The sequence below is a fragment of the Flavobacterium luteolum genome, from assembly GCF_027111275.1.
Taxonomy (GTDB): Bacteria; Bacteroidota; Bacteroidia; order Flavobacteriales; family Flavobacteriaceae; genus Flavobacterium; species Flavobacterium luteolum.
This window is the reverse complement of record NZ_CP114286.1, coordinates 3,863,897-3,890,350: the sequence shown is the minus strand read 5'-3', so window position 1 is coordinate 3,890,350 and position 26,454 is coordinate 3,863,897. Positions and strand designations below refer to the sequence as shown.

The following is a 26,454-nucleotide window of genomic DNA, read 5'->3' as shown; positions in this document are numbered from 1 at the left end:
ATATCTTAAAATGAAAAAGAGTATTTTATTATTACTAATAGCCGTAAGCTCATTTTATTCTTGTAAAGACGACCATAGCAATCTGCCAGATGGTTTATATGCTGACATCGAGACAAACAAAGGTCACATTATTGTAGAACTTGATTACAAAAAAGCCCCAATAACGGTCGCTAACTTCGTGACTTTGGCTGAAGGTAAAAACGAGTTTGTAACACATGAAAACCTTAAAAACAAGCCCTTCTTTGATGGTTTGAAATTCCATAGAGTTATTGAAAGCTTCATGATTCAGAGTGGTGATCCATTAGGTACTGGTTCTGGAGATACTGGTTATAAATTTAAAGATGAATTTTCAGATTTAAAATTTGACAAAGCAGGTGTTTTGGCAATGGCTAATAATGGTCCAGGCACAAACAGCAGCCAATTTTTTATCACACATGTTGAAACTCCTTGGCTAGACGGAAAACACACCATTTTTGGCCATGTTGTAGATGCAAAAGATCAGGAAGTAGTAAACAAAGTGGTACAAGGCGACAATATCGTTTCTATAACTATTATCAGAAATGGTGAAGCCGCTAAGAAATTTGATGCTGTAAAAGTATTCCATGATTATTTTGCTGACATTGCAAAAGAACAAAGCAAATACGCTGGCGTTCAAAAAGAAAAAGTAGATTATTATGCGGCTTTAAAAGCAAAAGCAACCAAGACTACTAGTGGTTTAGAATATGTAATTACAGAAAAAGGAAGCGGTAAAAAACCTGCTGCAGGAAGTCCAATTTACATTCACTACGCTGGTTTCCTTGAAGACGGAACTTTATTTGACGCTAGTATTGAAGAAGTGGCAAAACAATTCGGAAAATACGATCCTGCGAGAGCAGCACAAGGCGGCTACCAACCAATTCAATTTCAAGCTGGTAAAAAAGATGGTTTAATTCCTGGTTTTATTGAAGGAGTTGAGCAATTATCTTACGGAGACAAAGCAGTTCTTTTCATTCCATCTCACTTAGCTTATGGAGCAACTGGTGCTGGAGGTGTGATTCCGCCAAATGCTAATATCATCTTCGAAATCCAGATCTCAGACAAACAGTAATTGAATTAAAGACTTAAAATTTTAAAAGCAATGAAATATAAATTTCTATTTTTATTTTGCTTAGCAATAGTAAATATTCAAGCTCAAACTAAAAAGCCTGCAACAAAACCAGCAGCAAAACCTACAAGCAAAGCAGTTGTAGCCGCAAATCCTGGTGACGGAATTTTTGCTACAATCTCTACTTCAAAAGGAGATATTGTTCTTTCTTTAGAATATGTAAAAGCTCCTGTAACAGTAGCAAACTTTATTACTTTGGTAGAAGGTACAAATCCTAATGTCAAAGCGTCGCTTAAAGGAAAACCATTTTACAACGGATTAAAATTTCACAGAGTTATTAACGATTTCATGATTCAAGGTGGTGATCCTGACGGAAATGGTTCTGGAGGCCCAGGATATTCGTTTAAAGATGAATTTGTAGACGATTTAAAATTCGAAAAAGGCGGTGTTCTAGCAATGGCAAATTCTGGCCCAGCAACCAATGGAAGCCAATTTTTCATTACTCATAAAGATACTCCTTGGTTAAACGGAAAACATACTATTTTTGGCCATGTTGTTTCTGGGATGGATAATGTAAATAAAATTGTTCAGGACGATGTAATGACAAAAATTGTTATTACACGTAAAGGTGCGGCAGCAAAGAAATTTGATGCTTTAAAAGTTTTAAGTGATGATGTAAAAAAAGAGGCTGCTAAAAAAGAAGAAGCTAAAAAAGTAGTGACTGCTAAAGCTACGTATTTTAAAGACTTAAAAGCTAAAGCAACCACTACAACTTCTGGTTTAAAATACGTAGTAACTCAAAAAGGTACTGGCGTTAAAGGTGCTGAAGGTTCTACAATCTATTTTCACTATGCAGGATATTTTGAAGATGGCACTCTATTCGACAGCAGCATGGCTCAAGTAGCAAAAGCATACGGTAAATATGATGCAAACAGAGATGCACAAGGCGGTTACAAAGCTTTTCCTTTTACAGTTGGTAAAAAAGATGGAATGATCCCTGGTTTTATTGAAGCCCTTGATATGATGACAGACGGAGAAAAAGCAACTTTCTTCCTACCTTCAAATTTAGCTTATGGCGAAAAAGGCGCTGGCGGAGTTATTCCACCAAATGCAACTTTAATTTTTGAAATCGAAACCTATCAAAACCAACCTAAGTAATTAGGAAACAAAGAAGATTAATTCTTTATACATATAAAAAGCCATCAGAATTATTTTTGATGGCTTTTTTGTTTTTCGGTATCTCGTTTTTTAATGAATTCCTAATTTAAGCCTTTAAAAACCAATTCTATTGTAATTAAATCACTATTTTCAACATAGTACAAGAGAATCCTAAACAAAATAGCTTACCTTTGCCGGCTTAATTTTTTAAAAAGAGATAATTTATGACGTCGCAAAATAATGTATTAAAAGGTGTTTTTCTTGTTGCTTTGGGAGCAACTACTTACGGAATGCTAGCTACTTTTGTAAAAATAGCTTATTCTGAAGGCTACACAACTGCAGAAGTAACGACCTCACAATTTATTTACGGAATTCTTGGAATTCTTCTAATCAATCTTTTTCAGCGCATTAAAAATAAAAACAAACCTGCCATAAAAGCATCTCGTAAAAATATTTTCAGTTTAATGCTTGCAGGAACTTCATTAGGAATGACCAGCCTATTTTATTATTTGGCTGTAAAATACATTCCTGTTTCTATCGGAATCGTTTTATTGATGCAAACCGTTTGGATGGGTGTTTTACTTGAAATGATTTTAGAAAAAAAACTGCCTTCAAAACAAAAAGTCATTGCTGTCTTTATTGTACTTTTCGGAACTGTTTTAGCCACAAATATTATCAATAGTGATATCCAATTAGACTGGAGAGGTTTAGTTTGGGGAATGTTGGCTGCTGCGTCTTTCACTACAACTATGTTTACTGCTAATAGTGTTGCAACCGAAATTTCGTCTGCGCAAAGAAGCCTTTATATGCTTTTAGGTGGAGCTATAATTGTATTTTCGTTTGCTTTTGCAACGCAGGTTACAGCCTTCAATATGGAAATCTTCTTAAAATGGGGAATTGTATTGGCACTATTCGGAACTATCATTCCACCCCTATTAATGACAGCTGGATTTCCGTTAACTGGAATCGGACTGGGAAGCATTGTGTCTGCCCTTGAACTGCCAGTTTCTGTAATGATGGCTTATGTTTTATTAAACGAGAAAGTAATCTTTTCTCAATGGCTTGGTATTGCATTAATTATTCTGGCCATAATTATTATGAATGTAAATTTCAAGTCAAAAAAATAACTCAAAATACATAGTTTCAAAAAAAGAAGTACTGTAATGCAATAATTGTTAATTTTTTTATAAATTCGTGATAAACAATTAGATATCATGATTCTACCTTGGCATTTGTATTTAATGGCTTTCCTTTATATTCTTGCTGGGCTAAATCATTTTAGAAATCCTGGAATGTATATAAAAATCATTCCACCCGCATTTAAAAACCCCAAATTAATAAATATTTTAAGTGGTGCCGCCGAGATTATTCTGGGCATCTTTTTAGTCCTGCCTTTTTCATCAAATTTTGCCGCGTGGGGAATTATAGTGCTGTTAATTGCTGTTTTCCCTGCCAATTTGTACATGTTTCAAAATAAAAAAGCAGGTTTTGGTTTACCAAGATGGATTTTATTTGTACGTTTGCCCTTACAATTTGTTTTAATTTATTGGGCTTACCAATATACATTCTAAACATTAACCATTAAATTATTTTATTATGAAAAAATTATTTGCAGAGTTTTTTGGAACTTATTGGCTTGTTTTTGGAGGATGCGGAAGTGCTATTTTTGCTGCCGGAATTCCTGACCTAGGAATTGGATTTGCTGGTGTTGCGCTGGCATTTGGTTTAACTGTGCTTACAATGGCTTATGCTGTTGGCCATATTTCTGGTGGTCACTTTAATCCCGCTGTTTCTTTTGGTTTATGGGCTGGCGGAAGATTTTCTGCCAAAGATCTTATTCCGTATATTATTGCACAATGTGTTGGAGCCGCAGCAGCTGCAGGAACTTTATACACAATAGCTTCTGGAAAGGCTGGTTTTGCAATAGACAATACAAAAGCTGGCGCCTTTGCATCTAATGGTTTTGGAGCTTTTTCTCCTGATGGTTATTCGTTACAATCTGCTTTTATTGCAGAATTTGTCCTTACATTATTCTTTTTATTGGTGATTTTAGGAGCAACTGATAAATTTGCAAATGGCAGATTTGCTGGAATCGCAATTGGTTTGGCACTGACTTTAATACACTTAATCAGTATTCCAATTACGAACACTTCTGTAAATCCAGCGAGATCTTTATCTCAGGCAATTTTTGTTGGAGGAGAACCATTATCTCAGGTTTGGCTGTTTTGGGTCGCCCCTATTCTTGGTGCATTAGCTGCAGGTTTTCTATATAAAACACTGCTTCAAAATCATGCAGAAGCATAGTAGCTGAAAGAAGAAATCGACACATCATAAAAAAAAAAATATGGAATTTTTATATTTCTTACTTATAGGTGCCATTTCTGGATGGCTAGCTGGTCAAATCTGGAAAGGTGCCGGCTTTGGTTTAATTGGCAATATTATCGTCGGAATCATAGGAGGTTTTATCGGAGGATGGATTGCCGGAAAACTTGGTATTGGAGGCGGAGGCCTTCTGTGGCAGATTCTGATTGCTGTAGGGGGTGCATGGGTTTTATTATTTATAATTAGCCTCATCAAAAAATAATACGCAATTATTAGTACATAATTAAATTCGAAAGAGAAAATCTGATATATTTATATTTGATTTTCTCTTTTTGTTTGGATGAAATCGACAAGAAAATTTTATTTCAACTCAAATATTTATGTATTATGAACGAAATCATTTCTTACTTCAGTACCATTCCTTCTTCTCACAGAAGCCTTATTTTGGTTGGAGGCATTACTATTTTCTGGCTTATTGAAAACAGTTTTCCCCTGTTTAAAATGCACTATAAAAAATGGCCTCACGCTGGAATAAATTTCTTTTTCACCTTCACTACCATTGTCGTCAACTTTATTCTAGCATTTATTTTAATAAGAACTGCTGCTTGGACAATCGAACATAATTTCGGAATTCTGCAATGGCTCCCAAAAATGCCAATCTGGCTATATACTATAATTGGTTTATTACTTTTGGATTTAATTGGAGCTTATTTAGCTCATCTAGTAGAACACAAAGTAAAAATTCTCTGGCAATTTCATTTGGTGCATCATACAGATACTTGGATTGATACTACGACAGCCAATAGACACCATCCTGGAGAAAGCGTAGTTCGTTTTGTTTTTACCACTTTAGGAGTTTTAATTGTTGGAACACCAATGTGGATGGTTTTTCTTTATCAGTCATTATCGGTTATCGCATCACAATTTAATCATGCCAATATTTCGCTTCCTGAAAAGCTGGATATATTCTTAAGCTATTTCATTGTTTCTCCGAATATGCATAAAGTACATCATCATTATGTGCTGCCTTACACCGATAGTAATTATGGAAATATTTTTTCTATATGGGACAGACTTTTTGGAACATTCTCTTACTTACCCAAAGAGCAGCTGGTATACGGTGTAGACACTCATATGCTTCCAGAAGAAAACAATGAATTGAAGAATCTGCTAAAAATTCCATTTCAAAAATCAAGATCCTTTAAAAACAGCTAAATTCTCTAAAAAAAGTGCACTTTACTGAACCAACTTATTATTTTTTTTTTTAATATTGATACAAGAATTGAAAATCAATCTATTAATAATTAACACCCTATTTTGAATTAATTTTCACGAGATGAAAAAGAGTAGCCGCAAAGAATTAACTCCGGAACAAATTGAAAGACTTGTTTCGTTAGCTTTAGAAGAAAGAAATCCATTTGAAATTATAAAGAAAGAATTTGGATTGGCAGAAAAAGAAGTCCTAGACATCATGAAAAAGAAAATGCCTCTTGAAAAATTTGAGATGTGGAAAAAGAAGGCAATTGCAAATAAACCAAAACCAAAACCTGTTAAAATAGATGATTTTGATGAAGATTTGGACGGAAAATATTATATCAAGAATAAATTAGACTAACATAAAACTCCTGTTTTTCAGGAGTTTTTTTTTATGTTTCAATTTAATGTAATTTTTTAGTAACTTTTTGGTGATTTTTGAGTCAAATACAATTAACTAAACATATAGAAATGAAAAAAATACTTTACACCTTAACTCTAGCGGTCACCTTTTGGAGCTGTAAAACAGGGAGCACTGGAGCCGCAAAAAGCAATATCGTTGAAGTGAATATCAATTTAACCGATGTTAAAGATGATAAAGTTTTGGTAACCGTTACACCGCCAGCCTTTAAAACAGATGAAGTTGTTTACAGTATTCCAAAAACTGTCCCTGGTACTTATTCAACAGATAATTACGGAAAATACTCAGAAGATTTCAAGGCATTTGATGCTAAAGGAAATCCGCTTACAGTAAAAAGATTAGACGATAATTCTTGGTCTATTTCAAACGCAAAAGCACTAAAAAAAATCACTTATTTAGTAAACGATTCTTTCGATACTGAAAAAGGAACTGGATTTGGAAATGATGACGTTTTTTCTCCAGCAGGAACAAATATCGATGCAGGAAAAAATTTCATGGTTAACACGCATGGTTTTGTCGGATATTTTAAAGACAAATTAGACGTTCCGTACAAAGTTACTATCACGCATCCTGAAACACTTTGGGGAGCAACTTCTATGACAGATCAAGATGCAAGCAATACTTCTGATGTGTTTACCACTGCTCGTTATGCTATTTTGGTAGAAAACCCAATTATGTATTCTAAACCTGACTACACTACTTTTAATGTAAACGGAATGGACATCTTAATTGCTGTGTACTCTCCTACTGGAAAATATACAGCTGAAAGCATCACTCCAGAGATGAAAACAATGATGACAGCACAGAAAAACTTTTTAGGAAAAGTAAATTCTACTAAAAAATATACGGTGTTATTATACTTATCAAGCATGGCAAAAGACGATGCACATGGTTTTGGAGCTTTAGAGCATCCAACTGCTACAACTGTCGTTTTACCAGAATCGATGCCAAAAGAAAAATTAGTAGAATCTATGAAAGATGTAGTTTCTCACGAATTCTTCCACATTGTTACTCCATTAACTATTCATTCAAAAGAAATTCAGTTTTTTGATTACAATGCACCAAAAATGTCTGAGCATTTATGGATGTATGAAGGGGTAACAGAATATTTTGCAAATCTTTTCCAAATCAACCAAGGTTTGATTGACGAAGCTGAATTCTACTCTCGTATTGCCGATAAAATTGAGCAAGCTAAGGGCTTAAATGATACAATGTCATTTACTGTAATGAGTAAAAATGTATTAGAACAGCCTTACAAAGACCAATACTTAAACGTATACCAAAAAGGAGCTTTAATTGGTATGTGCATCGATATTATCATTAGAGAAAAAAGTAATGGAGAAAGAGGAATTCTTGACTTAATGCATAAATTATCTGACGAATATGGTGTTGAAAAACCATTTAATGATGATGAATTATTCGCTAAAATCACTTCTTTAACTTACCCTGAAGTTGGAGAATTTTTAAACAAATATGTTGCTGGAACGACTCCAATTCCTTACGATTTCTATTTAGCTAAAGTTGGTGTGACCAAAGCAATGGAGAAAAAAACAGGAAATCCGTTTATTAAAGGACAAACTCCAAATATTACTATTGACAAAGCAACAAAAGAAATTGCTGTTCGTCCTGAATCAGAATCAATTGAATTCTTCAAAAACTTAAATTTAAAAGGTGGAGATAAAATCTTAGCTGTAAACAATAAATCATATAATTTAGATAACATTTATGATTTGATTACTGAAAGTGAAAACTGGAAAGATAATGACCCAATCACTTTGAAAGTAAAACGTGGCGGAAAAGAAGAAACCATCAAAGGAACCGTAAAGTTACCATTTGAAGAATCTGAAACTTTTAAAGCAACTGATGCTTCAAAAGAGAAACTTAAAAATGCTTGGTTAAAAGGATAATTTCTTTTTAAAGACAATAAAAAAAACCGACAAGTGATTGTCGGTTTTTTTTATTGTTTGTCATCCTGAGGAACGAAGGATCACACACGTAAATCGACAAAGATTGTCCGACATACTTTGCGGAGCTTCTTGTGTGATCCTTCGTTCCTCAGGATGACAAAAAATATGCTATTTCTTCACAGGAAATTTCCAGTCAAATTCGTCTTTGCTATTGATAATTGCGCCAATTTCAAACTTCACCACCTCATCAAATTCTGTTTGAAGGATAAACCAATTGTCTTCGTTGAAGTAATTTTCGAAAGTATCAAAAGTTTCTTGATTGTACTTTGTAATTCCTTTTGCAGCAAAATCTTTCTTTACATCAGCAATTTTTCTTCCGATTAATTTGAATCCGAAAACTTCTAGATCATTACTTGAAGCTACTAAATAACCTAATTTCATACCTTCTTCCTGATAAAATGTCAATCTGATTTTATATGCATTATAAACAAAAATCACGTTGTCATCTTCGTCTTTATAATTTTTATCAGGTTTTCCTAAAACAGCTGTTACGTCATTCTGCTTCATTCCGAAAAGCAGTTTATCTATTCCTGATTTTAAATTGATCTTCATATTGATTGTCTTTATTTGAAGTGCAAATTTCGTGAAGTTTTTTGTTGTTTAGCCACGAATTACACAAATTTTCACGAATTAAAATATTATCATTTGTCAGGCTGAGCGGAGTCGAAGCCTTTTTTAAGCTATAAAGCCCTTCGACTTCGCTCAGGGTGACAGACGTAAAACTAATTTTGATATTGCTTTTTATTTGGTTTGTTGCTCATATAAAACGTAATCTTCCCTCCATTTATAACATCTGAATGCTTTAAAAATTGTTTCTCCAATTGCTTTCCGTTCAGCAAAACTTTGCTCACAAATACATTTTTATCAGATTGATTTACGGTTTCGACTTCAAAAGTTTTTCCGTTTTCTAAATTCAAAACAGCATTTTTCAGTAGCGGACTTCCCAATGCATATTCATCAGAACCGGGAGCAACTGGATAAAATCCTAAACTGCTAAAAATATACCAAGCGCTCATTTGCCCGAAATCGTCATTTCCTCCTAGACCATCAGCACCATTTTTGTACATTTTTTTTAAAATCATTCTGATTTTATCTTGAGCTTTCCATGGAGAATCTGTCCAATTGTATAAATAGACAACATGGTGTGAAGGCTCGTTTCCGTGAACATAATTTCCAATGATTCCGTCTCTTGTTATGTCTTCAGTATTTTCAAAATATTTATCTGGAAGATGCATATTGAATAACGAATCTAAACGGACTTTAAATTTCTCATTTCCTCCCATCAATTGAATCATATCAGCTGGATCTTGTGGAACGTACAAGCTATAATTCCAAGAATTCCCTTCAATAAAACCTTGTCCGTGTGTATCTAATGGATCAAATTCTTTCTTGAAAGTCCCATCGTTTAATTTCGGACGCATAAAACCTGTTTTCTCATCGTAAACATTTTTATAATTTTTTGATCTATTGATGAATTCATTATAAATTTCGGTTTTACCCAATTTCTTTGCAGCTTGCGCAATTGCCCAGTCATCATAAGCATATTCTAAGGTTTTAGAAACCGAAGCACCGCTTTTGTCTTCTGGAACATATCCTTTATTCATATAAAATTCCAATCCATCGTAGTATGGAACTTTTGCAGTATTAACACAAGCCTGAAGTGCTTTTTCAGCATCAAAACTAATATTGCCTTTTACAATAGCATCTGCTACAACAGAAACCGAATGGTAACCAATCATACACCAATTTTCATTGGCATAATGCGACCAGATTGGAAGCATTTTATGAACACTTTGTTCTGAATGTGCCAGCATGGAACTCACCATATCTCCATTTCTTTTGGGTTGCACAATATTAAATAATGGATGCAAAGCACGATAGGTGTCCCAAAGTGAATAACTGGTATAATTTGTAAAGTTTTCAGCTTTGTGAGCATTCATGTCCAATCCTTTATAACTTCCGTCTAAATCCATGTATTCTGTTGGTCCCAAAAAGGCATGATACATTGCGGTATAAAAATTGACTCGATCTTCTTTTTGAATGGTTTCTATCTGAATTTTATTCAATTCTTTATTCCAAACTTCCTGACTTTGTTTTTTTACTTTTTCAAAATCCCAATCTGGTGTTTCTTTTTTCATATTTTCAAGTGCTCCAGCAGAACTGACTGGTGACAATGCCATCTTCATTTTGATTTTCTCTCCTTCGTTGGTATCAAAATCAAAAAATAATTTTAGGTTTTGTCCTGCCATTTCTGGAAAATTTTTAGTCTGATCAAATCTTCCCCAAAAACCTCTATAAACGCTTTTTTCCTGAGCTGCTTGTCCATAACTTTTAATTGGTTTATTAAATGACATTGCAAAATAAACCGTTCTAGTTCTTGCCCAGCCATTTGTTTGGCGATATCCTGTTATCAAAGTATCGTTTTCTACACGAACAAATGTCCAGACATTCTTTTTATCGTAATTGTAAATTCCTGAAGTCAAATCGAGAATAATATGGGCTTCATTAGATTTTGGAAAAGTATATTGATGCATTCCAACGCGAGTCGTTGCGGTCAATTCTGCTTTAATTTTATGATCTTCTAGAAAAACACTGTAATAAGCGGGTTCTGCTTTTTCTGTTGCATGCGAAAATGCCGATCTATAACCATACAATGGTTTAGACGCCACGCCCGGATTTAATTGCAGTTTTCCTGTTGTTGGCATAATCAAGAAATCGCCTAAATCTGAATGTCCAGTTCCGCTAAAATGCGTGTGACTGAAACCTACAATCGTTTTATCTTCATATTGATATCCTGCACAATATTTATAAACTTCACCATTATACTTTCCGTTTAAACTGTAAGCAATTGTATCGGTTTCTGGACTCAATTGCACGCTCCCAAAAGGAACTGTTGCTCCTGGGTAGGTATGTCCCATTTTTGCCGTTCCAATCATTGGATCTACATACTGGATAAGGTTTTTACTTTGAATTACTTTTTTTTGCGCCATTACATTAACAGCTGAAAGCAATATTAATACAAGAAGAAAATTACCGCGTTTTATTTTGATCATTTTTATAGTTTTTCTTTGAAATCTTTGTTGTCATTTGAATGCAGAAAAGTACAACAAAATCTATTTTTAAAAAACATAAATTTAGCTGACTCAAAAGGTTTAAATATCTTTGGCATACTAAAAGCCAAGCCAAAACATGAAAAAATATATTTTAATTTTACTTTCTTTCTCTTCATCGTTTATTTTTTCTCAAAAAATTGAAAGCCACAGATTAACGAAAAAGGAAATTTCAGAAAGGGAACTTGAAAACGTAACTGATTTTCCTATTTACAGAGCTTTTGAATTTCAGGATAAAGGTGGTGTTTACGAATTGGTTTTGAGCGAAAATCAAAAAACAATTTCTAAAAAAGATACTTTAAATACCAAAATACAAGCAATTTGTGTAATTAATGATCACGGCGGATTTTTAGAAAAATGGAGAATAAATGATCTTCTTGAAGATAATCTCCCTAAAGAAACTAATATCTGGTTCTGGACAAAATATTGCAGTACAAAAGATATTGATGGAGATGGATTTATTGATCCTATTATTGTCTATGGAACACGAACTGAAGACGGCTATATAAGAAGAGTAAAAGTAATTACCGTTTATAAAAACAAAAAATACGCTATTCGCGCAGTTGAATGTGATTTAGACGATTGCAGAAGTTTCAAAAAAGATCAAAATTGGAATATGCTTCCGGAGAAAATAAAAACACATGTTGATCAATTGCTAGCTAAAATGAGAAAAGAACAGGATGTACTTTTGAAAAACGGGTAGTTTTAATTATGAATTGTGAATTGTAAATTGTAAATGATTGATAGCTGTTCATAATTCGCCATTTACAATTTACAATTAACAATTTACAATTATTTTTTACTCGTTCATTTCATCATAACGTTCTGGAACTTGCGGATCGTAAAGCGGACATTTGAATTCTTCCATGATATCAACCAATTTATTCATGGTTTTTCCTTCTGTTCCGTAGCAGTCAATTTTTATGCTTTGTGGAGTAGTGATTACTTGAAATGCACCTTTCCCTTTTGGATTTTTCCAGCTGTTTTCATCTACTCTTTCCCAATCTGAAAAGACTGAATTAATTCTATTTACGATTACTTCAACTTGAAGTTCTGCTAAACCTTCAACCTCTTGTTTTTCTACAAGCGCTTCATAAACTTCCTGATTGTTCAGGTAAATTTCGTCTAGATATTTCCAGAAAAGTAATTCGTACATAGTTAAATATTTTTAAACCATATAAGTGATATAAGAAAATATAAATTCTTTCTGAGTGAAATAGAAAGCTGTCAAATCAAAATAGGACTTCGACTTCGCTCAGTCTGACAATCTAACTTAAAATGAACTTATATCACTTATATGGTTATTTTTTTAATAGTTGAATGTTCCGTATTCGCTAGTAATTGTAAGCTTTTTAGAATCCGAAGCTTCTACTCTACCTACAATCTGCGCATCAACATTGAAAGATTTCGAAATTTCGATAATATCTTGCGCAATACTTTCTGGAACGTAAAGCTCCATTCTGTGACCGCAATTGAAAACCTGATACATTTCTTTCCAATCTGTTTTTGATTGTTCTTGAATTAATTTGAACAATGGCGGAACTGGAAATAAATTGTCTTTTATAACATGCAAATCTTTTACGAAATGCAAAATTTTAGTTTGTGCACCTCCACTGCAATGCACCATTCCGTGAATCTCTTTTGGAGTATATTTATCTAAAATTTTCTTGATAATTGGAGCGTAAGTTCTAGTTGGAGAAAGTACTAATTGACCAGCATTTATTGGGCTTTTTTCAACCTCATCGGTTAAATTTACTTGTCCCGAATAAATTAATTCTTCTGGAACGGCTGCATCGTAACTTTCTGGATATTTTTTAGCCAAATATTTGCCAAAAACATCATGACGTGCAGAAGTTAATCCGTTACTTCCCATTCCGCCGTTATATCCTTTTTCGTAAGTTGCCTGACCAAAAGAAGCCAAACCAACAATTACGTCTCCAGCTTTGATGTTTGCGTTGTCTACAACATCAGAACGTTTCATTCTTGCTGTTACAGTAGAATCTACAATAATAGTACGAACTACATCTCCAACATCAGCAGTTTCTCCTCCTGTTGAATGAATCGTAACTCCGAATGATTTTAATTCGTTGATTAATTCTTCTGTTCCGTTGATAATTGCAGAAATAACTTCGGCAGGAATTAGATTTTTATTTCTTCCAATAGTAGAAGAAAGCAAAATATTATCTGTTGCACCAACACATAATAAATCGTCAATATTCATGATTAAGGCATCTTGAGCAATTCCTTTCCAAACAGAAAGATCTCCAGTTTCTTTCCAGTACATATAAGCCAAAGACGATTTTGTTCCAGCTCCATCGGCGTGCATGATAAGACAGTGTTCTGAATCTTGCGTTAAATAATCTGGAACAATTTTGCAGAATGCCTGCGGAAATAAACCTTTGTCAATATTTTTAATAGCGTTATGTACGTCTTCTTTTGATGCCGAAACACCTCTTTGTGCATATCTTTTGCTAGAATCTGAACTCATGAAAATTAGTTTGTGTTGATGTGCTGCAAAGATAATCCCTTTTTTTAATTCTTTGACTTATTCGATTATTTGATTCTAAAAAAAATCGGCAGAAGATTATTTCCTGCCGATTTCCCGAAATAAAATTGGTTATGAAGCTCTTGGCTGTTTATTTTTATTCCCAATCGGGCATTGAGCTACCTGTGTACAATGTCACCCTTGAATTCACAATTCCAATACCACATTTTACAACATTCTTCACAGAAATACCATCATTTGAAGTATTTAGAAAAATTAGCTCTGCTTCATTAGGAGAATATCGAACATCTAAATCATTTGTCCCTGTTGGTTTTTCAGTAGCCAATTGATATGAATTTCCAAGAAGAAAACTATATTCAAAAATTTTAGAATCCAACTGGCGATAATTGGAACTTTCAAATCCCGAGACATCTTTTGTGTAAACCAATTTTAAGCCTGAAACAGAAAAATTCAAGCCACTAACGGCTCCTGTCTCTCCAGCTAATATGGGTGTAACAACTGCACCAGACGGATTTATAACATAAATTTCCACATTATACCCATTTATATCATTCACTTTTAAGGCTATTTTACTGCCATCTGAACTCCAATCACATTCTGAAATAAATTTACCATTTGGAGTCTGGAAGATTTTGGTCAATCCGCTGCCATCGCTCTTTATTCGGTATAATTTATCAAAATTTGGATAGATAAATTCACTTCCCGATGCATTCCATGAGTACCCTAAAAAATCAGCATTAAATCCTGCAATAGGGACCGAACTTGTTACTTTTTTAATATTAGTCCCATCAAAATCCATGGTGTAAATATCATTTTGTGAACCACTTGTCCCGATAAAAGCAATTTTCTGAGCTTGGTTGTTTCGTCTAGGGCGCCAGCTATTTTTATCTGAACTTGTCAATTGATATTGTTTACCTGCGTCATCTGCAGCGAAAATCACATTATTACCGCTAATACTTTTGACAAACAAATTTCTTGTTGCCGGAAAAGCTATTGTAGAGAAAGCGCTGATAGTGCTTAATACAGGAGTATTCACCCCATCACTTACAGAAACTTGCCAATAGTATTTAGTTCCAAAAATCAGATCTGTGAGAGTCAATTTTTTATCTTTGATGTCATTAAAAACCGCTACATCACTGTTTTTATCGTTTCTGAGTGTCACGGTGTATGTCATTGTATCATTATCTGGATCTGTCACCGTCCATGTTAAATCTAAATTTACTGGCTGACTTACACTATTATCTACAGGAGCTGCTAAAACAGGAACTGTTGGCGGTTTATTATTTGCAGTAGATTTACTTAATTCAAAAACAATTTGTGATGTACTATTTGCCGTCACACTAGCTGCCTCAAATTTTGCAATGAAGCCTTCTTTTTGGGCTTGAAAAGAATATTCTCCAACTTTGACATTTGTTACTGTAAACTTCCCTTCTACATCTGTAAAAACTGTACTGGTAGTTGGACTAGACATAATTTTTACATTTTCCATTGGCTCAAAGGTTTCGCTGTTAACGACTTTTCCTGTAACAGTTCCAAATTCAGAATCTCCTATTTTTTCTTCGCTGCAGGAAATCAAAACCACTAAAAAAATTGCACTTATTATTTTGTATAAATTCTTCATGATTAGCTTGCTTTAAATTTTAAACGTGTGTCTTCTATTTTCGAAATTTCTAACTTGTTACTTTTTCTTTTTACCAAAGTAAAACGTTAGTCCTAACCCGAATTTATAATAGTAATCATCACGAGTTCCTGCTACGATATAATCAAGATTGTCACTGAAATTAATATTCTGTTCAGCAAACAATTTAATTCCGATTTGGTCTGATGCCATATATTCTAAGCCCGCACCATATTGAATTTTTCCATACGTATTTTCAAATTTCCTATTCATACCATACCCTCCTCCAATATATAAATATGGAGTAAGACGGTCTTTTGGAAGAATGATCCATTCCATGTTCAGGTCGTAGGTAATGTAGCCAACATCAAGCAAATTTTTATTAGCAAGGTTTACAACGTTCGTAGAAGCACTTACCGTAAAACTTGGAGTAAGCATCCATTTTAAGGCTCCACGTCCAAAAGGTCTTAATAGCGGATCTTGATAATCTCCATCCATTAAAGTAGTACCACCAGAAAGCTCAATGCCAAATTTACTTCTTCTGTTTTCAAGTACACGGTCATACAAACCAGTCACATCAGCAGTTTTTGTTTCTTCAGCGTAAGCTTTTAATAAATTATCAACTTCCCATTTTGGCGCGTCTGCTTCCCAAATATTGTCCTTTATTCCTTCCAAAACCAAAGATTCAACGGCTTTTTCTATAGCTTCTGTAACAGCCATATGTACGGGTTCGTTAGTCGTGTAACCTGTTTCTACTTCCAAAAGTCTTTTAAAATTGACATATCTGAAAAGACTTTCGTCAATTGCCTGAGACAAAATAGTTTTTGATATATAAACCGATTTTAAAATTTTTCCGTTTGATGTAGAAATCATTCTCAGATAAATTGTTACACGATCCTGACGATATTTTACAGATGCTCCCGCACCAAAATATCTTGCGCCAAATCCGCCTGTAATAATATTAGAGTCATAGGAAACAATTCCTCCTTCTAATAAAACTCCCGCATACAATAAAGGTGTTAGTTGCGGCTCATTGGGATTAGCATTTTTTACATATTCCTGTCTTGTTGCACGAATAAGATTTCGTTCCTGCAATAAGTTTCCAATATTTTCACGTTCAATGGGAACAAACCATTTAGAATCTTCCAGCGCTTTTATCAAAATAGAAGTCGCTCCCTGAGTTACAGCTGTACTAAAACTGCTTCCGTTTTCCTGAGGTTTATACTGTCCCGTTTGGTCTCTAAATTTATAGACACCAACCACAACTGGTTCCTTAGGTTTTGGCAGATCTTTTAATAATGACGTCGCAGGCGTTCCTTCTCCCAAAACAGCTTTTTGAACTCCAGTGGGTTGATTATAGTAAGCGCCGCAGCCAGTAAAAAGAAATCCAATTAAGATAAATGAGTAGTAATGTAATCGCATGTTATTGATTTGGGATGATTACTTGAGTTTGCTCTCCTGTATTGGTATCCAGAATATTGAGTGTCAGTCCACCTGAAGAGGGGAACACATCAACCGAATAACTCCCAAAAGTATAAGAGCCTTCTTTGATACCATCTGTACCAAATTGCTGTTTGTAAAGTTGACTGGAAATCTGACTTAATAATTGCGAATTCAAACTCGATTTAAATCGCTCTAAATCAGTTTGTGGTTTAGCATCTGCTGTTTTATCCTTTTGTTTATTTTGTGCTTCTGCACTGCTTAAAAGCCATTGATAATTAAAAGTATCTCCTCCAAAAGCCGGGTTGACTGGTTTATAAACTAGTGCCTGCGCGTTTATAAACGGAGAAATGCAGAGTACCATTGCGAAGGTTAAAATAAATTTCATGTCGCTAATAATAAAATTAATACTGAGTGAAATATTTGCGTTGTTTTTCTTTTTCTTTCAAATAAGTAAAGGTTGCGTTTACAGCTTCTTCTGCAACCGCATCTAAAAATTCGTCGTCTGGCCTAATTAAAAAATTATAAATAACCTCATTATCTATAGTTATAGATATTGCTGTATTTCTGGCAAAACTATATTCTTCACCTATTGTCACTATTTTTTCGGCGTTTATCCCTATTTCATTGTATTTGTAATAATATCTATCGTAAAAATCTTTTCCTGCTTTTGTTTTAGTATCATCGGTAATGATACCCCTTAAAACAAATCCATCAGTGGGAAGGACTATTACATTATCTTTTTTTTTTCTTCACCTAATACCACACGGTCTTTTGCGACAATTTGTTTGTCTTCATCATAAAACAATAGCAAAACAATTACTTCATCTTCTGCGGTCAAATTAATCTGAGAAGTAGATAATTTTTGAATCTCATTGGGCTGTAAGGTAAAAACACCAACTTGTTCATTATTAGATTGATTATTACTTTTATCATTATTTTTTATAACAGACAAGCGATAGCCCGCACTGCGAATAACATCTGTTAGGTTTTCTGCAGTACCAGTGATTTTTACACTGTTTTCAACTTTCTCTACTTCGATTTTTGCTTTGAATTTATCTTGCGGAACTTGTCCTAACATTATAAATGAAAAAAACATTAAAAAGAGTATGATATGCCTGTTTATAAAACGCATCTTTTATTTATTTATAAGAATTATTGAAGCGCCATTTCCTGTCTGGGTAATTTTCATGTTTTTGGACAGTGAATTGGTTCCAATGTTTTGAATATTTTGATTATCACCATTTTGGATCATTTCCATATTTACATTGTATTTAGTGTACAATGTATAATCAGTGATCCGATTGTTGTTTCCTTGCTGCACAACATTTTGAGTAATTGTTTTAGCATTTTTATCTAGCAATAAAGTGTTGTAATCACCATTTTGAGTTACAGCAACTTTTGTCTCATTTGATTTTAAATTTGCATGCACTTTATTTAAATCTCCTATTTGCTGTATTTGGATACCAGTCTGAATTTTTGATTTTAAATTATCTTGTGCTTTTGTATTCATACCAGTAACGACACTTAAAGCTTTCTCTTCTGAATTAAAAATAGAAGAACTATAATTTTTAAAATCATCATTCTTATAATCACTTTGATTTTGAGCAGTACAAAAACCAGATGATAGAATCAAGATTAAAAGTATTTTTTTCATTTTCTGATATTTTTAAAATATAAATAATGAGAAAGCTAATCGCTTTCCCATTATTATATTCTTTTCAATTATTTATCTAATTTGTTTGTGCAACATTTGAAACGTTAGCAGTTCCATTTTGGAAAACAACACTAGAATGACCATTATTAGCTTGAGTAACTGATGAAAAGTTATAGTTTCCAATTTGAACTGTATCAGTAGTTAAGTCCCAACCATTTTGATTAGACCATGCTTGGTTATAATTTCCGTATTGATAATGGTTTGAAACGTTTTTATCACTATCATTTCCACCTGTACCATTTTGCACTTGATTTGAGTAATTATCCCAACCACCTTGGCTAGCATAAGCCACACTATAAGTACCAGTTTGTGTTTGGTATGCATCATTAAGCGCATGTGGAGCTGCAGGAACAACAACAGCATCAATTACAAGTTTTTGTGCTGCAGAAAAAGGAGGGTTTGTTGGTTTAGGGTTATTACCCGTTGTTCCTTGATCAATAGTTGCTTTATTATTACTTCCGCTTTGGTATTGAACTGCTAAATCATATCCTTGACTTGCATTACCTTCCAACTGATCTTGCCAAATAGTAGCTTGGTTACTGTTACCATATTGAGTTTGATATGCATCATTCTGTAAATTGTTTTGCGAAGTAAAGGCAGCATTACCTGATCCTTGTTGAAAAATTGTTGTGGTATTATTGTTTGACGCAGCTAATTGACTTGGTAAAACCCCTTGTCTTACTTGCGCATCATTTGAACTACCATGTTGAGTTACTGAAGATACTTGAGTATTTCCAAGTTGGTCAACATTACTTGTGTTATTCTGCGCAACGGCAGCAAACCCTACAAACAGCATCGCTGAGATGCTTAAAATTACTTTTTTCATAATAAATATATTTAATTGGTTATTAATACAAATTATTATGTAGGTACTTGCAGGTTGACAATTTGGGGGAAACGGGAGGGGGCTCCAGAACATCATTTGAAATAGTTTTTTAATCCTATTTTCTCAACTTCATGACCAAAATTAGAAAACTTTCTGTAAAATCGGTTCACGTATAAATACCTATTTTACAACATATTAACCTCTTTTCGATGAACTGTAAAACTATCTCGATGAACTGCCAAAATACTTTAAAATTTTTATAGGAAAAAAGATACTTAATACAATTTCTTTACATTTCAAGGTGTATAACTAGCAAAAAAGTCCTTCTTAAACCATTTTTTTAGTATAATCTCAAAAAAAAGCCTGTCTTTTTGAGACAGGCTTTAACAAATTGTTACGTTAGCATTATTTCGTAAACAATAATTCTCTGTATTTGGTCAATGTCCAGCTTTCATCATCTACCAATAATTCTAATTTATCACAATGATTACGGATATCTTCAAAATATGGTTTTACCTTATTACAGTAAGCTTCAGCCATTTTTTGAGCATCTGTCAATTGATTGGCTTTCTTTCTCTCATTGGTCATTGCCAATACTTTAGAATTGATTCCTTCAATATGACCTGAGATTTCTCTAATCAAAACAATCTGCTCTTTAGCCAATGCTTCAAAATCTTTTCCGAAAATTTCTTTTAATCCTTTTACATTGTCAATTAATGTATTCTGATAACGAATTGCAGTTGGAATTACATGGTTTCTAGCAATATCTCCTAAAACACGACCTTCAATTTGGATTTTTTTAGTGTATTCTTCCAATTCGATTTCATAACGAGCCTCGGCTTCTACGTGATTAAAGATTCCTAATTGTTCAAATAATTCTAAAGCTTGTTTAGAAACCTTAGCTTTAATAGCTTCTGGAGTAGTTTTAAAGTTGCTCAATCCTCTTTTAGCCGCTTCTTTTTCCCAAGCTTCACTATAACCGTCTCCTTCAAAAAGAATCTTTTTAGATTGTTTGATGTACTCTCTTAAGACATTAAAGATCGCATCGTCTTTTTTCATGTCTTTATTTTCAATCAAGTTCTCTACTTCATTTTTAAAGTCAATTAACTGTTTTGCTACAATTGCATTCAAAGTTGTCATTGCATTTGAACAGTTTGAATTTGAACCTACAGCTCTAAACTCAAATTTGTTTCCTGTAAAAGCAAAAGGCGAAGTTCTGTTACGATCTGTATTATCTAATAATACGTCTGGAATTTTACCCACCACGTTCAATTTCAAATCTGTTTTTTCTTCTGGCGAAAGTTTTCCTGTAGTTACACTTTCTAATTCAGATAAAACCTTTGTCAATTGCGCTCCAATAAATACAGACATAATTGCTGGTGGTGCTTCATTTGCTCCTAACCTATGATCGTTACTTGCTGTTGCAATAGAAGCTCTTAATAAAGTTTCGTTATCATTAACCGCTTTGATTGTATTAATAAAGAAAGTCAAAAACTGTAAATTGCTCATTGGCGTTTTGCTCGGACTCAATAAATTAACTCCTGTATCTGTAGCCAACGACCAGTTATTGTGTTTTCCAGAACCGTTTACTCCTTTAAAAGGCTTTTCGTGAAATAATACTTTAAAGTCATGACGTTCTGCCACTTTCTGCATTACATCCATTAATAAAGAGTTATGATCTACAGCAAGATTCGTTTCCTCAAAAATCGGCGCTAACTCAAACTGATTTGGCGCAACTTCATTATGACGCGTTTTTACCGGAATACCCAATAGCATACATTCCTGCTCTAAATCTCTCATATAAGTAAGAGCTCTAGTTGGAATAGATCCGAAATAATGATCATCTAATTGTTGACCTTTTGCAGAAGTGTGTCCTAATAAGGTTCTTCCTGTCATCATTAAGTCAGGACGAGAATTTGCCAAAGCTTTGTCAATCAAGAAATATTCCTGCTCCCAGCCTAATGTTGCTGTTACCTTTTTTACGTTTTTGTCAAAATATTTACAAACTTCTGTAGCCGCTTCGTCAATTGCAGATAATGCTCTTAATAAAGGTATTTTATTATCTAAAGCTTCACCTGTGTAAGCAATAAATACTGTTGGTATACATAAAGTTGTACCATATATAAAAGCTGGAGAAGTCGGATCCCAAGCTGTATAACCTCTTGCCTCAAAAGTATTTCTGATTCCGCCATTCGGGAAACTAGATGCATCTGGTTCTTGCTGCACTAACTGTGCGCCTCCAAATTTTTCTACAGATTCGCTTCCGTCATAAGAGGTTTCAAAAAAAGCATCGTGTTTCTCTGCAGTAGTTCCTGTAAGTGGCTGAAACCAGTGCGTATAATGTGTTACACCTTTAGAAAGAGCCCACTCTTTCATTCCCATGGCAATATAATCTGCTAATTTTCTGTCGATTTTAGTTCCGTGCTGGATAGCATCTCTTACTCCTTTAAATGCATCTGAAGTTAAATATTGCTTCATCGCCTTTTCATTAAACACATTTGCACCAAAAAGATTTGATTTTCGGCCAATTTCTTCAAAATGTACCGGCTTTCTGTTAGAAGCTTGTTGTAAAGCTTGAAAACGTAATGTTGACATGGTTATGTATATTTTAAATTCGTACTAATTTTCATTAAAAAATGATCAGCAAATATAAACAATTAAAGTACCTGTTTGGAATATAAATTTTAGATTTTTAGCCAATGATTTTTCAACATAAAATGCTTTTTTCGAAGAATAATGAATTCAAATCACAGAAATATAACAAAACTGTACGGTATTATTGATTAAATAAACATTTTTTCATAATTTCTTAACCCATAAATTCAAAAATGAGCCGTAATTATTACGAATTTATTTTTTTAAGGTAATTAAAATTGCTTTTTTTAAAATATACCCCTAACAAAATTGCGCTTATCCAAAAAATTATACTTCACAAAACAAAATAGCCCCCTAATTTTTAGGACTAAAAAAATAAATCTATATTTGACCCAACGAAAAAAACAAAAAAATTAATTTATATTATTATGGCTAAAATTAAGTTAGAGTACATTTGGTTAGATGGATATGAACCAACTCAAAATCTTAGAAGTAAAACTAAAGTTGAAGAGCACGAAAACTTCAAAGGAACATTAGAAGAACTTGGAAACTGGTCATTTGATGGTTCGTCAACTAAACAAGCTGAAGGTGGTTCTTCTGACTGTCTTTTAGTACCTGTTGCAATTTATCCAGATCCAACTCGTATCAACGGATGGTTAGTAATGTCTGAAGTTATGTACGCAGACGGAACTCCACACCCTTCTAACGGTAGAGCTACAATTGATGATGATAATGATGATTTTTGGTTTGGTTTCGAACAAGAGTATTTCATTATGGATACTAAAACACAACTTCCACTTGGTTTCCCAGTTGGAGGATACCCTGCTCCACAAGGGATGTACTACTGTTCTGTAGGTGGAAAAAACACACACGGTAGAAAATTAGTTGAAGAGCATGCTGATTTATGTATCGCTGCTGGAATCAACTTTGAAGGAATCAACCAAGAGGTTGCTTGCGGACAATGGGAATTCCAATTATTCGCTAAAGGTGCTAAAAAAGCTGGAGATGAAATCTGGGTTGCTCGTTACCTATTAGACCGTTTAACTGAGAAATATGGTTACTATATTGAATATCACCCAAAACCTCTAGGAGATACAGACTGGAATGGTTCTGGAATGCATGCTAACTTCTCTAACGAAGTTTTAAGAACATGTGGAGACCAAGCAACTTACGAAAGAATCTGTGAAGCTTTCCGTCCTGTTACTGCTGAACACATTGCAGTTTACGGAGCTTACAACGATCAGCGTTTAACTGGTAAGCACGAAACTGCTTCTATCCACGATTTCTCTTATGGAGTTTCAGACAGAGGATGTTCTATCAGAATTCCTTTAATGACTGTTCAAAAAGGTTGGAAAGGATGGTTGGAAGACAGAAGACCAGCTTCAAACGGAGACCCTTACAAAATTGCTGCTAGAATTATCAAAACTGTTAAATCAGCGCTATAATTTTAAGCTTAAATTATATACTAAAAACGCCAGCATTATTTGCTGGCATTTTTTTTACCATAAACCCGACATAACGAGCCACACTGTTTGTCATTCCGAGGAACGAGGAATCACACTCGGGATTCGACAAAGATTGATGACATTCTTTGCGGAGTTTCTAGTGTGATTCCTCGTTCCTCGGAATGACAAAACTAAGAGCAAAATTCTATAAACTAAAAAAACAAAACAAATTAAGCCTCAAAAAACCTCATAACTTTATAATACTTAACACTTTACAAATAACAAATATTACTTAATTTTAGGATTAAATTTAATTTTTAAGTTAAACATCAAAACTTATCTTTGTAAATCATTAAAAAAAATCATTATGATAGTCTGGTCACTCTTTTTACTTGCTGTAGTTTTTATTCTTGCTTTAGATTTAGGTGTCTTTAATAAAACGCCACATATTATTAGTACAAAAGAAGCCAGCAAATGGACCTTAGTTTGGGTTACTTTATCTTTCCTCTTTTCGGGAGTAATTTATTGGCTTTACACCACAGACTATATTGATAATCCAGACAATTTGAAACCAGCTGTCGCTTCAATGAAGTTTATTACGGGTTATTTGATCGAGCTTTCGCTGAGTGTCGATAATATCTTTGTTATCGCTATTATCTTTGCTTCATTCAAAATTCCGCAAAAATACCAGCACCGTGTTTTATTCTGGGGAATCTTAGGCGCTATTGTTTTCCGCGGATTAATGATTTTCTTCGGAGTTATGCTAATTAACAAATTCTCTTGGACAACGTATGTCTTTGGAGTTTTCTTAATATTTACCGCAATAAAAATGCTTTTTTCGGGAGAAGAAGAAGATTTCCACCCAAAAGATTCTTTTATCTATAAAGCTTTAGGCAAAGTTATGCCGATTACAGCAGAGACAGATGGCGAGAAGTTTTTCATTTCGACCAAAACTGCAAAAAAAGCAGCTACTCCATTATTTGTAGCTTTAATTGTTATCGAAGTGATGGACGTTTTATTTGCTGTAGATAGTGTTCCAGCAATTCTTGCTATTACCAAAGATCCGTTTTTAGTATTTAGTTCGAATATTTTTGCGATTCTTGGATTACGTTCTATGTATTTCTTCTTAGCAAATATGCTGGCAAAATTCAGTTATTTAGAATACAGCTTAGTTGCAATTCTAGCTTTCGTTGGATTAAAAATGCTTTTACACGATTTCTTCCACGTTCCAGAATGGGCTTCTTTAGGATTTATTGCTTTATCTCTTCTAGTAGGAATTCTAGTTTCTCTTAAATTTGGCCCAGAAAAGGTTTTAAATGATTCGTCAAGCGAAGAATAATTAGCTTCAAAACATATATTCATAAAAAAAGGAAATCTTACGATTTCCTTTTTTTATTTATAATTAAGAGAAATTAAAGCTTAATTTTTTGTACTTGACTTTCACTTAAGTTAGCTGCTTTCATAACTTCCAAATAATTAGCCTTATTAACAGATTTTGCAAAATCAGCAGGAACTACAACAATTCTAAAAATCTGATTAAATCTGTAAGGATCAAGTGCTGAATCAGTTAGATTATTACCATTTAAATAAATATCCACAAAAGAATCACTAAATGTAAAATCAAAAGAAAAGTCCCTTGTACCATCATCAAAGTAATGCGTTTCAGGCAAAAATTCCCAAACATCTCTGCCACTATCCACACCTCCATATCGATACACCAAAACTACATCTGAATCAAAAATTCGTTGTGGAAAAACAAATCTAACTCTAAAATTTTTAAGTGGATCTGAACTTGAATTGAAATTATAATAATTAGGAGGTGCATTTTCATAAACTGTTCCAACTCCATCATATCCCGGAGGTCCTGGAGGCCCTTCTGGCCCTTCACAACTAGAAAATGCAATTAAACCGATAACTGCAAATAAGGTAAGTATCTTTTTCATAATTATTTTTTTTAAGGATTATACTATATAAAGGTATTCCAAAAATTAAACCAAAAAAAGTGATTTGGATAATTTTAAAACAAAAATGCCCTTATTTTTTTGCAGTCACCTGATTTTTAGCTAGTATTTTATTAAAAAATAAAGCGTGATACGGAAGTGAATTTTCCCAATAATCCCAAGTATGAGCTCCTGGACGTTCTGTATAATCGTGATCCACTTTATTATAAACCAATCTTCTGTGTAATTCTCTATTTGGCTCAATCAAAAAATCGTCTACTCCGCAATCTATTATTAAAGGTAATTTGTTCGATTTGAGTTTATCCGCCATTCTTAAAACAGAATTTTGTTCATACAATTCGGTGTTTCCGCTTTTATCACCAAAAACAGGCTGCATTAATTTTACAATTTGAGCCGAAGAATCTCTATTAAGCATCGTACTCATATCTACAGCACCGCTCATACTTCCAGCTGCACAAAACAAATCTGGATGTCTCGCAGACAAATACAATGCACCGTGTCCGCCCATAGAAAGTCCTGTTATTACTCTTCCGTTTTTATTAGCAATAGTTCGGTATGTTTTATCTATTTTCTGAATAACTTCCTGCGTAATAAAAGTTTCAAACTGACTTTCTTTATTTACAGGACTATCAATATAAAAACTAAACGTTTCTCCTTCTGGCATTACAATAATCATATTGTATTGATCTGCTAGATTATGAACCAGTTTTTTGTTTGGCGTATTTTTTAGCCAATCGCTAAAATGTCCGTACGCACCATGCAGAAGATACATTACCGGAAAAGTCGATTTGCTTTTTGCATAAGAATTTGGTAAAACTACCGCTGCCTTATAGGTTTTACCCATAGCGGTACTCGCAACTTGAAGTGTGTCTACTTTTGCAGCGTATGTCATGGTGGTAAGACAAAGCAAAAATGCAGACAATAGCATTTTAAATTTCTTCATTTTGATATTTTTTTTTTCTGATTAGGGTTTGTAAATATAACTTTTTTCAGAATAAAATATATGAAAAATCCGACTAGGTTCTAACTA

General features: G+C 33.7%; 26 protein-coding genes. 12 read left to right on the top strand and 14 right to left on the bottom strand.

All coding sequences use genetic code 11. The annotated features are described in order from the left end of the window. The first annotated feature begins 10 nt into the window (after positions 1 to 10). The 9 genes from OZP10_RS16680 (at position 11) to OZP10_RS16640 (ending at position 8,146) form a co-directional block, all read left to right on the top strand. A complete protein-coding gene (locus OZP10_RS16680; protein WP_281631888.1) occupies positions 11 to 1,087 on the top strand; it encodes a peptidylprolyl isomerase in 1,077 nt (358 codons plus the stop codon). Between the two features lie 30 nt (positions 1,088 to 1,117). Next, on the top strand, positions 1,118 to 2,242 hold the full coding sequence (locus OZP10_RS16675; protein ID WP_281631887.1) for a peptidylprolyl isomerase: 1,125 nt from the start codon (positions 1,118 to 1,120) through the stop codon (positions 2,240 to 2,242). Between the two features lie 224 nt (positions 2,243 to 2,466). Then, positions 2,467 to 3,369: an EamA family transporter gene (locus OZP10_RS16670; protein ID WP_281631886.1), complete on the top strand. Its 903-nt coding sequence runs from the start codon at positions 2,467 to 2,469 to the stop codon at positions 3,367 to 3,369. Positions 3,370 to 3,456: 87 nt separating this feature from the next. Beyond that, on the top strand, positions 3,457 to 3,813 hold the full coding sequence (locus tag OZP10_RS16665; protein WP_177210304.1) for a DoxX family protein: 357 nt from the start codon (positions 3,457 to 3,459) through the stop codon (positions 3,811 to 3,813). A gap of 25 nt (positions 3,814 to 3,838) precedes the next feature. Next, positions 3,839 to 4,546, top strand: coding sequence for an aquaporin Z (aqpZ, locus tag OZP10_RS16660; RefSeq protein ID WP_160782335.1), 708 nt, complete (start codon positions 3,839 to 3,841; stop codon positions 4,544 to 4,546). 40 nt (positions 4,547 to 4,586) lie between these two features. After that, positions 4,587 to 4,826 carry a GlsB/YeaQ/YmgE family stress response membrane protein gene (locus OZP10_RS16655; protein WP_111286841.1) on the top strand — a complete coding sequence of 80 codons (240 nt, stop codon included), beginning with the start codon at positions 4,587 to 4,589 and terminating at the stop codon, positions 4,824 to 4,826. Between the two features lie 125 nt (positions 4,827 to 4,951). Further along, positions 4,952 to 5,779 carry a sterol desaturase family protein gene (locus OZP10_RS16650; protein WP_281631885.1) on the top strand — a complete coding sequence of 276 codons (828 nt, stop codon included), beginning with the start codon at positions 4,952 to 4,954 and terminating at the stop codon, positions 5,777 to 5,779. 121 nt (positions 5,780 to 5,900) lie between these two features. Next, positions 5,901 to 6,179 carry a DUF2805 domain-containing protein gene (locus OZP10_RS16645; protein WP_095929894.1) on the top strand — a complete coding sequence of 93 codons (279 nt, stop codon included), beginning with the start codon at positions 5,901 to 5,903 and terminating at the stop codon, positions 6,177 to 6,179. A 110-nt stretch (positions 6,180 to 6,289) separates the two neighbouring features. Continuing rightward, a complete protein-coding gene (locus tag OZP10_RS16640) occupies positions 6,290 to 8,146 on the top strand; it encodes a M61 family metallopeptidase (RefSeq protein ID WP_281631884.1) in 1,857 nt (618 codons plus the stop codon). A 168-nt stretch (positions 8,147 to 8,314) separates the two neighbouring features. On the opposite strand, the gene OZP10_RS16635 is transcribed toward OZP10_RS16640, so the two are convergent. Both OZP10_RS16635 and OZP10_RS16630 read right to left on the bottom strand, forming a co-directional pair. Next, positions 8,315 to 8,758: a hypothetical protein gene (locus OZP10_RS16635; RefSeq protein ID WP_281631883.1), complete on the bottom strand. Its 444-nt coding sequence runs from the start codon at positions 8,756 to 8,758 to the stop codon at positions 8,315 to 8,317. A gap of 170 nt (positions 8,759 to 8,928) precedes the next feature. Then, positions 8,929 to 11,259 (bottom strand): GH92 family glycosyl hydrolase, encoded by a 2,331-nt coding sequence (locus OZP10_RS16630; RefSeq protein ID WP_281631882.1) that lies wholly within the window; start codon positions 11,257 to 11,259, stop codon positions 8,929 to 8,931. Between the two features lie 136 nt (positions 11,260 to 11,395). Between OZP10_RS16630 and OZP10_RS16625 the strand changes: the two genes are divergently transcribed. Then, entirely contained in the window at positions 11,396 to 12,019 is a 624-nt protein-coding gene (locus OZP10_RS16625; protein WP_281631881.1) for a M949_RS01915 family surface polysaccharide biosynthesis protein, read from the top strand. Positions 12,020 to 12,115: 96 nt separating this feature from the next. Here OZP10_RS16625 and OZP10_RS16620 read toward each other — a convergent pair whose 3' ends face one another. The 10 genes from OZP10_RS16620 to OZP10_RS16575 all read right to left on the bottom strand — a co-directional run bounded on the left by OZP10_RS16620 (position 12,116) and on the right by OZP10_RS16575 (position 22,018). After that, positions 12,116 to 12,472, bottom strand: coding sequence for a hypothetical protein (locus OZP10_RS16620; protein ID WP_177210311.1), 357 nt, complete (start codon positions 12,470 to 12,472; stop codon positions 12,116 to 12,118). Between the two features lie 153 nt (positions 12,473 to 12,625). Continuing rightward, positions 12,626 to 13,804 carry an AIR synthase related protein gene (locus tag OZP10_RS16615; RefSeq protein WP_281631880.1) on the bottom strand — a complete coding sequence of 393 codons (1,179 nt, stop codon included), beginning with the start codon at positions 13,802 to 13,804 and terminating at the stop codon, positions 12,626 to 12,628. Positions 13,805 to 13,958: 154 nt separating this feature from the next. After that, positions 13,959 to 15,443 carry a carboxypeptidase regulatory-like domain-containing protein gene (locus OZP10_RS16610; protein WP_281631879.1) on the bottom strand — a complete coding sequence of 495 codons (1,485 nt, stop codon included), beginning with the start codon at positions 15,441 to 15,443 and terminating at the stop codon, positions 13,959 to 13,961. Between the two features lie 57 nt (positions 15,444 to 15,500). Beyond that, on the bottom strand, positions 15,501 to 16,862 hold the full coding sequence (locus OZP10_RS16605; protein WP_281631878.1) for a CsgG/HfaB family protein: 1,362 nt from the start codon (positions 16,860 to 16,862) through the stop codon (positions 15,501 to 15,503). Between the two features lies 1 nt (position 16,863). Next, the gene (locus OZP10_RS16600) at positions 16,864 to 17,244 is read right to left on the bottom strand and encodes a curli production assembly/transport component CsgF (RefSeq protein WP_349293736.1); all 381 of its coding nucleotides are present in this window, start codon (positions 17,242 to 17,244) and stop codon (positions 16,864 to 16,866) included. A 40-nt stretch (positions 17,245 to 17,284) separates the two neighbouring features. Continuing rightward, the gene (locus OZP10_RS16595; protein ID WP_281634771.1) at positions 17,285 to 17,572 is read right to left on the bottom strand and encodes a CsgE family curli-type amyloid fiber assembly protein; all 288 of its coding nucleotides are present in this window, start codon (positions 17,570 to 17,572) and stop codon (positions 17,285 to 17,287) included. A 38-nt stretch (positions 17,573 to 17,610) separates the two neighbouring features. After that, positions 17,611 to 18,015: a hypothetical protein gene (locus tag OZP10_RS16590; RefSeq protein WP_281631876.1), complete on the bottom strand. Its 405-nt coding sequence runs from the start codon at positions 18,013 to 18,015 to the stop codon at positions 17,611 to 17,613. Positions 18,016 to 18,018: 3 nt separating this feature from the next. Next, positions 18,019 to 18,537 (bottom strand): hypothetical protein, encoded by a 519-nt coding sequence (locus OZP10_RS16585; protein ID WP_281631875.1) that lies wholly within the window; start codon positions 18,535 to 18,537, stop codon positions 18,019 to 18,021. Positions 18,538 to 18,613: 76 nt separating this feature from the next. Continuing rightward, positions 18,614 to 19,423 carry a hypothetical protein gene (locus OZP10_RS16580; protein ID WP_281631874.1) on the bottom strand — a complete coding sequence of 270 codons (810 nt, stop codon included), beginning with the start codon at positions 19,421 to 19,423 and terminating at the stop codon, positions 18,614 to 18,616. Positions 19,424 to 19,828: 405 nt separating this feature from the next. After that, complete coding sequence (locus OZP10_RS16575; RefSeq protein WP_281631873.1) at positions 19,829 to 22,018, bottom strand: glutamine synthetase III family protein; 2,190 nt, start codon at positions 22,016 to 22,018, stop codon at positions 19,829 to 19,831. A 428-nt stretch (positions 22,019 to 22,446) separates the two neighbouring features. On the opposite strand from OZP10_RS16575, the gene OZP10_RS16570 reads away from it, so the two are divergent. Both OZP10_RS16570 and OZP10_RS16565 read left to right on the top strand, forming a co-directional pair. Then, the gene (locus OZP10_RS16570; protein ID WP_012024410.1) at positions 22,447 to 23,463 is read left to right on the top strand and encodes a glutamine synthetase beta-grasp domain-containing protein; all 1,017 of its coding nucleotides are present in this window, start codon (positions 22,447 to 22,449) and stop codon (positions 23,461 to 23,463) included. Positions 23,464 to 23,830: 367 nt separating this feature from the next. Continuing rightward, on the top strand, positions 23,831 to 24,802 hold the full coding sequence (locus tag OZP10_RS16565; protein WP_281631872.1) for a TerC family protein: 972 nt from the start codon (positions 23,831 to 23,833) through the stop codon (positions 24,800 to 24,802). Positions 24,803 to 24,875: 73 nt separating this feature from the next. Here OZP10_RS16565 and OZP10_RS16560 read toward each other — a convergent pair whose 3' ends face one another. Next, positions 24,876 to 25,406, bottom strand: a complete 531-nt coding sequence (locus OZP10_RS16560; protein WP_281631871.1) for a hypothetical protein — start codon at positions 25,404 to 25,406, stop codon at positions 24,876 to 24,878. 91 nt (positions 25,407 to 25,497) lie between these two features. Continuing rightward, the gene (locus tag OZP10_RS16555) at positions 25,498 to 26,367 is read right to left on the bottom strand and encodes an alpha/beta hydrolase (RefSeq protein WP_281631870.1); all 870 of its coding nucleotides are present in this window, start codon (positions 26,365 to 26,367) and stop codon (positions 25,498 to 25,500) included. Positions 26,368 to 26,454: the final 87 nt, after the last annotated feature.

Coding starts and splice junctions, on each gene's coding strand:
- OZP10_RS16630 (WP_281631882.1), bottom strand. CDS start 11,259: ATGATCAAAATAAAACGCGGTAATTTTCTTCTTGTATTAATATTGCTT.
- OZP10_RS16565 (WP_281631872.1), top strand. CDS start 23,831: ATGATAGTCTGGTCACTCTTTTTACTTGCTGTAGTTTTTATTCTTGCT.
- OZP10_RS16665 (WP_177210304.1), top strand. CDS start 3,457: ATGATTCTACCTTGGCATTTGTATTTAATGGCTTTCCTTTATATTCTT.
- OZP10_RS16610 (WP_281631879.1), bottom strand. CDS start 15,443: ATGAAGAATTTATACAAAATAATAAGTGCAATTTTTTTAGTGGTTTTG.
- aqpZ (WP_160782335.1), top strand. CDS start 3,839: ATGAAAAAATTATTTGCAGAGTTTTTTGGAACTTATTGGCTTGTTTTT.
- OZP10_RS16580 (WP_281631874.1), bottom strand. CDS start 19,423: ATGAAAAAAGTAATTTTAAGCATCTCAGCGATGCTGTTTGTAGGGTTT.
- OZP10_RS16620 (WP_177210311.1), bottom strand. CDS start 12,472: ATGTACGAATTACTTTTCTGGAAATATCTAGACGAAATTTACCTGAAC.
- OZP10_RS16555 (WP_281631870.1), bottom strand. CDS start 26,367: ATGAAGAAATTTAAAATGCTATTGTCTGCATTTTTGCTTTGTCTTACC.
- OZP10_RS16600 (WP_349293736.1), bottom strand. CDS start 17,244: ATGGTACTCTGCATTTCTCCGTTTATAAACGCGCAGGCACTAGTTTAT.
- OZP10_RS16650 (WP_281631885.1), top strand. CDS start 4,952: ATGAACGAAATCATTTCTTACTTCAGTACCATTCCTTCTTCTCACAGA.
- OZP10_RS16640 (WP_281631884.1), top strand. CDS start 6,290: ATGAAAAAAATACTTTACACCTTAACTCTAGCGGTCACCTTTTGGAGC.
- OZP10_RS16670 (WP_281631886.1), top strand. CDS start 2,467: ATGACGTCGCAAAATAATGTATTAAAAGGTGTTTTTCTTGTTGCTTTG.
- OZP10_RS16575 (WP_281631873.1), bottom strand. CDS start 22,018: ATGTCAACATTACGTTTTCAAGCTTTACAACAAGCTTCTAACAGAAAG.
- OZP10_RS16560 (WP_281631871.1), bottom strand. CDS start 25,406: ATGAAAAAGATACTTACCTTATTTGCAGTTATCGGTTTAATTGCATTT.
- OZP10_RS16680 (WP_281631888.1), top strand. CDS start 11: ATGAAAAAGAGTATTTTATTATTACTAATAGCCGTAAGCTCATTTTAT.
- OZP10_RS16625 (WP_281631881.1), top strand. CDS start 11,396: ATGAAAAAATATATTTTAATTTTACTTTCTTTCTCTTCATCGTTTATT.
- OZP10_RS16635 (WP_281631883.1), bottom strand. CDS start 8,758: ATGAAGATCAATTTAAAATCAGGAATAGATAAACTGCTTTTCGGAATG.
- OZP10_RS16655 (WP_111286841.1), top strand. CDS start 4,587: ATGGAATTTTTATATTTCTTACTTATAGGTGCCATTTCTGGATGGCTA.
- OZP10_RS16590 (WP_281631876.1), bottom strand. CDS start 18,015: ATGCGTTTTATAAACAGGCATATCATACTCTTTTTAATGTTTTTTTCA.
- OZP10_RS16615 (WP_281631880.1), bottom strand. CDS start 13,804: ATGAGTTCAGATTCTAGCAAAAGATATGCACAAAGAGGTGTTTCGGCA.
- OZP10_RS16645 (WP_095929894.1), top strand. CDS start 5,901: ATGAAAAAGAGTAGCCGCAAAGAATTAACTCCGGAACAAATTGAAAGA.
- OZP10_RS16570 (WP_012024410.1), top strand. CDS start 22,447: ATGGCTAAAATTAAGTTAGAGTACATTTGGTTAGATGGATATGAACCA.
- OZP10_RS16605 (WP_281631878.1), bottom strand. CDS start 16,862: ATGCGATTACATTACTACTCATTTATCTTAATTGGATTTCTTTTTACT.
- OZP10_RS16675 (WP_281631887.1), top strand. CDS start 1,118: ATGAAATATAAATTTCTATTTTTATTTTGCTTAGCAATAGTAAATATT.
- OZP10_RS16585 (WP_281631875.1), bottom strand. CDS start 18,537: ATGAAAAAAATACTTTTAATCTTGATTCTATCATCTGGTTTTTGTACT.